Source organism: Microbacterium sp. P5_E9 (assembly GCF_054049175.1).
In genome coordinates, this window is the sequence record NZ_JBFUMV010000105.1 from 1 (window position 1) to 579 (window position 579).

1 protein-coding gene is annotated in these 579 nt (G+C 60.0%); it reads left to right on the plus strand.

Translation table 11 applies throughout. From position 1 onward, the window contains the following. Window positions 1-325: 325 nt before the first annotated feature. Window positions 326-579: response regulator (locus tag ACXJ3V_RS20470; protein ID WP_457102193.1), on the plus strand; the 254-nt coding region annotated here is incomplete at its 3' end.

A 579-nucleotide genomic window follows, 5' to 3' on the forward strand; every position in this document is an offset into this window, starting at 1 on the left:
GAGCGGTTCTTCGGCGCCATCTAGATTCAGCTTTTGCCGAACTTTGCCTTGGCGGCGGCCATATCGGCCTTGGAATCACTGCCGGCGAATCAACCACCTGACCCGCCAGTAGCGCCGCCCGCATTGACGATTGTRCGCTTGCGCACAGACGCAAATGAAAAGGTTGACGATATTGGCCTTAGCGGCGCCATTTCTGCGCGGACTCTCAACAAGGTGCCCGCGCGATTTCAGAAACAACGGGTCCCGTTCTCAACCGCTTGCTCGAAGCGCTACCGCCAAGAGACAGAGCGCGCCTGCTCGGCAAATGCGGCAGAAAGGGGAACAAATGATCAAGATTGGAATCGTGGACGACCATGCCATCGTGCGCTCCGGCTTGTGCCAGTTCTTCTCGGAGCAGGTCGACCTGCGCGTCGCGGGCGAAGCAGCCAGTGGTCGCGAAGCAATCGAGCTTGTGCGCACCACCGAACTTGATGTGCTTGTGATGGATCTCGCGATGCCCGGGCAAAGCGGCATCGACGCGTTGGCGATGATCCACGCCAAGGCGCCGGACGTCGGCATCCTGATCTTGAGCGGCTACCC